General features: G+C 76.3%; 7 protein-coding genes and 1 pseudogene. All 8 read left to right on the top strand.

The features are described from left to right. A partial coding sequence (locus CKO13_RS09550; RefSeq protein WP_275951862.1) for a FimV/HubP family polar landmark protein occupies positions 1–778 on the top strand: 778 nt, incomplete at its 5' end. 15 nt (positions 779–793) lie between these two features. Then, positions 794–1,594, top strand: coding sequence for a tRNA pseudouridine(38-40) synthase TruA (gene truA / locus CKO13_RS09545; protein ID WP_200260085.1), 801 nt, complete (start codon positions 794–796; stop codon positions 1,592–1,594). A gap of 60 nt (positions 1,595–1,654) precedes the next feature. Next, positions 1,655–2,278 carry a phosphoribosylanthranilate isomerase gene (locus tag CKO13_RS09540; RefSeq protein WP_200260082.1) on the top strand — a complete coding sequence of 208 codons (624 nt, stop codon included), beginning with the start codon at positions 1,655–1,657 and terminating at the stop codon, positions 2,276–2,278. Next, positions 2,262–3,473, top strand: a complete 1,212-nt coding sequence (gene trpB, locus CKO13_RS09535; RefSeq protein ID WP_200260079.1) for a tryptophan synthase subunit beta — start codon at positions 2,262–2,264, stop codon at positions 3,471–3,473. The genes CKO13_RS09540 and trpB overlap by 17 nt, the downstream gene beginning before the upstream one ends. Beyond that, complete coding sequence (gene trpA / locus CKO13_RS09530) at positions 3,470–4,291, top strand: tryptophan synthase subunit alpha (protein WP_200260077.1); 822 nt, start codon at positions 3,470–3,472, stop codon at positions 4,289–4,291. The genes trpB and trpA overlap by 4 nt, the downstream gene beginning before the upstream one ends. Positions 4,292–4,311: 20 nt before the next feature. Further along, positions 4,312–5,196 (top strand): acetyl-CoA carboxylase, carboxyltransferase subunit beta, encoded by an 885-nt coding sequence (accD, locus tag CKO13_RS09525; RefSeq protein ID WP_200260088.1) that lies wholly within the window; start codon positions 4,312–4,314, stop codon positions 5,194–5,196. Then, positions 5,196–6,512 (top strand): bifunctional folylpolyglutamate synthase/dihydrofolate synthase, encoded by a 1,317-nt coding sequence (locus tag CKO13_RS09520; RefSeq protein WP_200260074.1) that lies wholly within the window; start codon positions 5,196–5,198, stop codon positions 6,510–6,512. The genes accD and CKO13_RS09520 overlap by 1 nt, the downstream gene beginning before the upstream one ends. A 2-nt stretch (positions 6,513–6,514) precedes the next feature. Further along, positions 6,515–6,855 (top strand): annotated as a pseudogene (locus CKO13_RS09515) (SPOR domain-containing protein); the annotation flags it as partial.

Here is a 6,855-nt window from a genome sequence, read left to right as displayed (position 1 = left end):
CTGGCAGGCGGCGCTCGCCCTGGGGCGGCGCTTCGCCCCCGACGCGGCGCTGTTCGCCGGCGCCGCCCAGGCGGCGGCGGGCGGCGCCGGCGAGGCGGACGAGGAGGCGGGGCCCGCCGCCGCGGCGCAGGCGGAGGAGGGCGACGAGGCGGCCAAGCCGGAGCTCGAGGCCCTCGACCTCAGCCTCGAGCCGGAGGCGGAGGCCCCCGGCGCCGGCGAGGCGGACGACGGGGAGAACCAGGGCGACGAGGCGCCGTCGGCGGCGGCCTCCAGCCAGCGCCCCGATGAGGCCCTCGAGGACGAGGAGAGCGCCCCGGAGGCCGAGGCGGAGGAGCCGCCGGAGCCCGAGCCGGCCATGGCGCAGGCGCCCGAGGCCAGCGACGAGGCCCAGGGGGCGGCCGACGAGCTCTTCGGCAACGCGGACGACGCGGACGAGGAAGCGGCGCCGGAGGCGGACGAGGGCGCCTCCGGGCAGGCGCAGCCCGGGGCCGCCGGCGACGAGGAGGCCGAGCTCGAGGAGATGGACCTCGACAGCCTGCTCAGCGAGGAGCAGGCGGAAGAGGACCTCGACTACGGCGACGAGGCGGAGGAGGAGACGGCCGTGCCCGGCCCCGGCGAGGGGGACGAGGCGGATACCAAGATCGACCTCGCCCGCGCCTACGTCGACCTCGGCGACGAGGCGGGCGCCCGGGAGCTGCTCGAGGAGGTCGTCGAGGAGGGCACGGAGACGCAGCGCGAGAACGCCCGCCGGCTCCTCGCCGAGCTCAGCGGCGAGTAGCGGGAGGGAGCCGCCTTGGGCCCATCCGGCGCGACGCAGCGCATCGCCCTGGTCCTGGAGTACGACGGCACCGGCTTCAGCGGCTGGCAGCGCCAGCCCCACGCCCCCTCGGTGCAGGCGGCGCTCGAGGCGGCCCTGTCGCGGGTCGCCGACCACCCCGTGGAGGCCGTCTGCGCCGGGCGGACCGACGCCGGGGTCCACGCCGCCCACCAGGTCGTCCACTTCGATACCGCGGCGCAGCGGCCGCTGCACGCCTGGGTCCTCGGCGCCAACGCCCACCTGCCGCAGGCCGTGAGCGTCCTCTCGGCCCACGCCGTCGACGACGGCTTCCACGCCCGCTACGCCGCCCGGCGGCGGGCCTACCGCTACGTCTTCCTCTGCCGGCGCGCCCGGCCCGCGCTGCTCGCCCACCGGGTCGGCTGGACCCCCAAGGGGCTCGACGCCGAGCGCATGCACGAGGCGGCGCAGGCGCTCGTCGGCGAGCAGGACTTCTCGGCCTTCCGCGCCGCCGCGTGCCAGGCGGCCCACCCGGTCCGCGAGGTCTTCTCGGTCACGGTGCAGCGCCACGCCGACCGGGTGCTGATCGACGTGGCGGCCAACGCCTTCCTCCACCACATGGTGCGCAACTTCGCCGGCACCCTGCTCGCCGTCGGCAGCGGCGAGCGCCCCGTCGACTGGCCGGCGCGGCTGCTCGCCGAGGGCGACCGGCGGCGCAGCGGGGTGACGGCGCCGGCCTCGGGGCTCTACCTCTGCGGGGTGGACTACCCCCCGGAGCACGGCGTGCCGGGGCGTCCCGAGTCCCCGCTTTTGCCGTGACCACCGCCCCCGCGGTAAGATTCCTATTTTCCCGAGCGCTTCGTGGGCTTGCCGATGAGGATGCGTACCCGCGTCAAGATCTGTGGCATTACCCGCGCCGAGGATGCGGCGGCGGCGGTGGAGCTCGGCGCCGACGCCATCGGGCTGGTCTTCGCCGACTCGAGCCCGCGGGCGGTGGATCTGCAGGAGGCCCGCGAGATCGCCGCGGTGGTGCCGGCGTTCGTCTCCCTGGTCGGGCTGTTCGTCGACCCGAGCCCCGAGCAGGTGCGGGTCGCCCTCGATACCCTGCGGCTGGATAACCTCCAGTTCCACGGCGCCGAGGACCCGGCCTCGTGCGCGAGCTACGGGCGGCGCTATATCAAGGCGGTCCCCATGGGCGGCGGGGTGGACCCGGCGGCGTTCGCGGCGCGCTACCCCGAGGCCGGCGCCTTCCTCTTCGACAGCCACCGCCTCGGCGAGCGCGGCGGCCGCGGCGAGGCCTTCGACCACAGCGCCATCCCCCCCGGGGTGGCGAACATCGTGGTCGCCGGCGGGCTGTGCCCGGAGAATGTCGCCGAGGTGGTACAGTGCGTCCGCCCCCTGGCGGTGGACGTGAGCAGCGGCGTCGAGGCGTCCCCCGGGGTCAAGGATCGGGAGTCCATGGCGCGCTTTTTCGCGGAGGTCCAGCGTGGCGACAGCATCTGACGGCAGAGAGGATCCGGCGGCGGAGGGCCGCTTCGGCCGCTACGGGGGGCGGTTCGTCTCCGAGACCCTGATCGGCCCGCTCGAGGAGCTCACCGAGGCCTACGCCGAGGCCCGGCAGGATCCCGCCTTCCAGGCGGAGATCGACCGCGAGCTGCGCGACTTCGTCGGCCGGCCGACGCCGCTCTACCTCGCCGAGCGGCTGACGCGGCGCGCCGGCGGCGCGCGCATCTACCTCAAGCGCGAGGACCTCGCCCACACCGGCGCGCACAAGATCAACAACACCGTCGGCCAGGCGGTGCTCGCCGCGCGCATGGGCAAGCGGCGGATCATCGCCGAGACCGGCGCCGGCCAGCACGGCGTGGCCACGGCGACGGTCGCCGCGCGCATGGGCCTCGAGTGCGTCATCTACATGGGCGCCGACGACGTCCAGCGCCAGGCGGCCAACGTCTACCGCATGCGCCTGCTCGGCGCCGAGGTCCGCCCGGTGGAGACGGGCACGCGGACCCTCAAGGACGCCCTCAACGAGGCCATGCGCGACTGGGTGGCGCACATCGACGACACCTTCTACATCATCGGCACGGTGGCCGGGCCGCACCCGTACCCGGGGCTCGTGCGCGACCTGCAGCGGGTGATCGGGGTCGAGGCGCGGCGCCAGGTCCAGGAGGCCGAGGGCCGCCTGCCGGACGCCGTCGTCGCCTGCGTCGGCGGCGGCTCCAACGCCCTCGGCATCTTCCACCCCTTCATCGACGACGCCGAGGTCGCCCTCTACGGCGTGGAGGCCGGCGGCGAGGGGCTCGACAGCGGCCGCCACGCCGCCCCCCTGACCGCCGGGCAGCCCGGCATCCTGCACGGCGCCCGCAGCTACCTCATGGAGTCGCCGGAGGGGCAGATCCTCGGCACCCACTCCATCTCCGCCGGCCTCGACTACCCCGGCGTCGGCCCGGAGCACGCCTGGCTCAAGGATAGCGGGCGGGCGCAGTACGCCACCGTCACCGACGAGCAGGCCCTGGCCGCCTTCCACCGCCTCTGCCGCGACGAGGGGATCCTGCCGGCGCTGGAGACCTCCCACGCCCTCGCCTACGCCGAGGAGCTGGCCGCCGGGCTCAGCCCCGAGCAGCTCGTCGTCGTCAACCTCTCCGGGCGGGGGGACAAGGACATCGCCACCGTGGCGGCGCAGGAGGGCATCGAGCTGTGAGCCGCATCGCCGAACGCTTCCGCAGCTGCCGTGCCGCCGGGCGCACGGCGCTCGTCCCGTACATCACCGGCGGCGATCCCGCCCCGGGGCGCACCGTCGAGCTGATGCACGCCCTCGTCGCCGGCGGCGCCGACATCCTCGAGCTCGGGGTGCCGTTCTCCGATCCCATGGCCGACGGCCCGGTGATCCAGGCCGCCTGCGGGCGGGCGCTGGCCGCCGGGACCACCCCGGAGCAGCTCCTCGAGGCCGTCCGCCGCTTCCGCGCCGACGACCCCGGCACGCCCGTGATCCTCATGGGCTACGCCAACAGCCTCGAGGCCGCCGGCTACCGCGCCTTCGTCGAGCGGGCGGCGGCCGCCGGCGTCGACGGGCTGCTGACCGTCGACCTGCCGCCGGAGGAGGCCGGGGAGCTCGCCCCCGCCGCCGCCGAGCACGGCGTCGACCTCATCTACCTCGTCGCGCCCAACACCTCGGCGGCGCGCCTCGAGCGCGTCTGCGCGGGGGCGAGCGGGTTCATCTACGCCGTGGCCCTCAAGGGGGTGACCGGGGCGGGCAGCCTCGATGCCGGGGCCGTCGCCGGGCAGGTGGCGGCGATCCGCGAGGCGACCGACCTGCCGATCGCCGTCGGCTTCGGCGTCCGGGACCCCGAGAGCGCCGCGACGCTCGCCCCGGTGGCGGACGCCGTGGTGGTCGGCAGCGCCCTGGTGCGGCTGATCGGCGAGCACGGCGACGCCCCGGGGCTGGCCGAGCGGCTGCGCGATGCCGTCGGCGCCCTGCGCCGGGCCATGGACCAGACGCAAGCGGAGGGGGGCTCGTGAGCTGGTGGTTCCAGAAGCTCATGCCGCGGCGCATCCGCACCGATGCGGGGCCGCGAAGCCGCAGCGTGCCCGAGGGGCTGTGGACGAAGTGCGAGTCGTGCCAGGGGATCCTCTACCGCCCGGACCTCGAGCGCAACCTCGAGGTCTGCCCCAAGTGCGGGCACCACATGCGCCTCGGGGCGCGGCAGCGGCTGCAGCTGTTCCTCGACGACGAGCACGAGCACGAGCCCGAGGAGATCGGCGCCGAGCTCCAGCCGGCGGACTTCCTGCGCTTCCGCGACAGCAAGCGCTACAAGGACCGGCTCTCCCAGGCGCAGAAGAGCACCGGCGAGCACGACGCCCTCGTGGCGATGAGCGGGCAGGTCTACGAGATCCCCGTCGTCGCTTGCGCCTTCGAGTTCCGGTTCATGGGCGGCTCCATGGGCACGGTGGTGGGCGAGCGCTTCTACCGCGCCGTGGAGGCGGCCCGGGTGGCGCGCGCCCCGCTGATCTGCTTCGCCGCCTCCGGCGGGGCGCGGATGCAGGAGGCGCTGTTCTCGCTGATGCAGATGGCCAAGACCTCGGCGGCCATCGCCCGGCTCAACGAGGCGGGGGTGCCGTACGTCTCGGTGCTCACCGACCCGACCATGGGCGGGGTCTCGGCGAGCCTGGCGACCCTCGGCGACGTGATCGTCGCCGAGCCCGGGGCGCTGATCGGCTTCGCCGGGCCGCGGGTGATCGAGCAGACGGTCCGCGAGACGCTGCCCGAGGGCTTCCAGCGCGCCGAGTTCCTCCTCGAGCACGGCGCCGTCGACTGCATCGTCGACCGCCGCTCGATGCGCTACGAGATCGCCGCGATGATCGCCAAGATGGGGCGGCTCGACCCGCCCAAGCAGCTCCCGCGCTGCGGCGAAGCGCGGGGCTGATGGGCCGCCGCTCGCCCCGCCCCCCGTCCCGCGGCGCCGAGGCGCCCGCGGATCTGGCAGGGTGGCTGCAGCGCCTGGAGCGGGCCCACCCGCAGGCCATCGACCTCGGGCTCGAGCGGGTCGCGGCCGTCGGCCGCCGGCTCGGCCTCCTCGAGCCGGCGGCCACCGTGCTGACCGTGGCTGGGACCAACGGCAAGGGCAGCGTCGCGGCGGCGCTCGAGGCCCTGCTGCGGGCCGCCGGGCGCCGGCCCGGCGTCTACACCTCGCCGCACCTGGCGCGCTTCAACGAGCGGGTGCGGATCGACGGCCGCGAGGCTGGCGACGAGGCCCTGGTGGCCGCCCTGGAGCGCGTCGAGGCGGCGCGCGCCGCGGCCGGGGTCTCCCTGACCTACTTCGAGCACGGGACGCTGGCCGCCCTCGACTGCTTCGAGCGGGCCGGCTGCGATGCGTGGGTGCTGGAGGTCGGGCTCGGCGGCCGGCTCGACGCGGTCAATGCCGTCGACGCCGACGTCGCGGTGGTCACCAGCGTCGGGCTCGACCACACCGACCTGCTCGGCGACGACCTGGCGGGGATCGCCGCCGAGAAGGCGGGGGTCTTCCGCCCCCGGCGCCCGGCGGTCATCGGCCAGCCGGCGCCGCCGCCGGCGCTGCTCGAGCAGGCGCGGCGGATCGGGGCGCTGCCGTTCCGCGCGGGGCGGGAGTTCACGTGGACGGGCACCGCCGAGGGCTGGTCCTGGCACAGCGAGGGCCGGGGCAGCTGGCGCGGCCTCCCGGCGCCGGCGGCGCCGGGGGGCGCGGCCCAGGCGAACGCCGCCACGGCGCTGGCCGCCTTCGCCCAGCTGCCCGAGGCCGCCTCGCTGGGCTCCGCCCCGGTGGCCGAGGCCCTGGCCGGGGTCCGCGTGCCGGGGCGCCTGGAGCGGCGCTGGGAGGCGGGTCTGGAGTGGCTGCTCGATGTCGCGCATAATGCGGACGGAGCGGCCGAGCTGGAGCGGGTGCTCGCCGGCTCGCCGGCGCCGCCGCGCTGCCACGCCGTCTTCGCCGCGGCGCAGCGCAAGGAGCCGGCGGTGATGATCGAGGCGGTGGCGGCGCGGGTCGACCACTGGTACCTGCCTCGCATGCCCGAGGCGGATATGCACGACTGCCGGGCGCTGGCGGCGGCCGTCGCGCAGCGCGGCGGCCGGCTCAGCGCCGTGGGCGACGGCACGGCGGCGACGCTGGAGGCGCTGCGGCGCAACGCCGGCGAGGGCGACCGGGTGCTCGTCTTCGGCTCCTTCCGGACCGTAGCCGCCGTTCGAGCGCAGCAGGGGTGGGGGTAGCCATGGATCCGAGCACCAAGCGACAGCTCGTCGGCGCCGCCGTGCTGGTGGCGCTGGCGGTGATCTTCCTCCCGATGATCTTCTCCGGCTCCGGGGAGCAGCGGCCCGAGTCGCTGGACGTCCCCGTCGAGGTCCCGCCCCGCCCGGAGGGCGCCGGCGGGTCCGCCGAGCAGGGCAGGGCCGCCGAGCAGGGCGGGGGCCAGCAGCAGTCCGGGCAGCCGCCCTCCATCGAGCTGCCCGAGGTGGACACCCCGCCGGCCGAGGGCGGCAGCGGCGCCGCGGAGGCGCCGGCGGGCGGCGCGGAGGAGGCCCCCTCCCGCGCCTCGGCGGCGCCGGCGGAGGA

It is taken from the genome of Halorhodospira neutriphila, from assembly GCF_016584055.1.
GTDB lineage: Bacteria > Pseudomonadota > Gammaproteobacteria > Nitrococcales > Halorhodospiraceae > Halorhodospira > Halorhodospira neutriphila.
The sequence above is the reverse complement of the archived record's forward strand: the minus strand, read 5'-3'. Positions and strand labels throughout refer to the sequence as shown.

Bases quoted from the DNA above. Each gene is read 5' to 3' on its own strand.
- accD (WP_200260088.1), top strand. From the start codon at position 4,312: ATGCCGCGGCGCATCCGCACCGATGCGGGGCCGCGAAGCCGCAGCGTG.
- CKO13_RS09540 (WP_200260082.1), top strand. From the start codon at position 1,655: ATGCGTACCCGCGTCAAGATCTGTGGCATTACCCGCGCCGAGGATGCG.
- CKO13_RS09520 (WP_200260074.1), top strand. From the start codon at position 5,196: ATGGGCCGCCGCTCGCCCCGCCCCCCGTCCCGCGGCGCCGAGGCGCCC.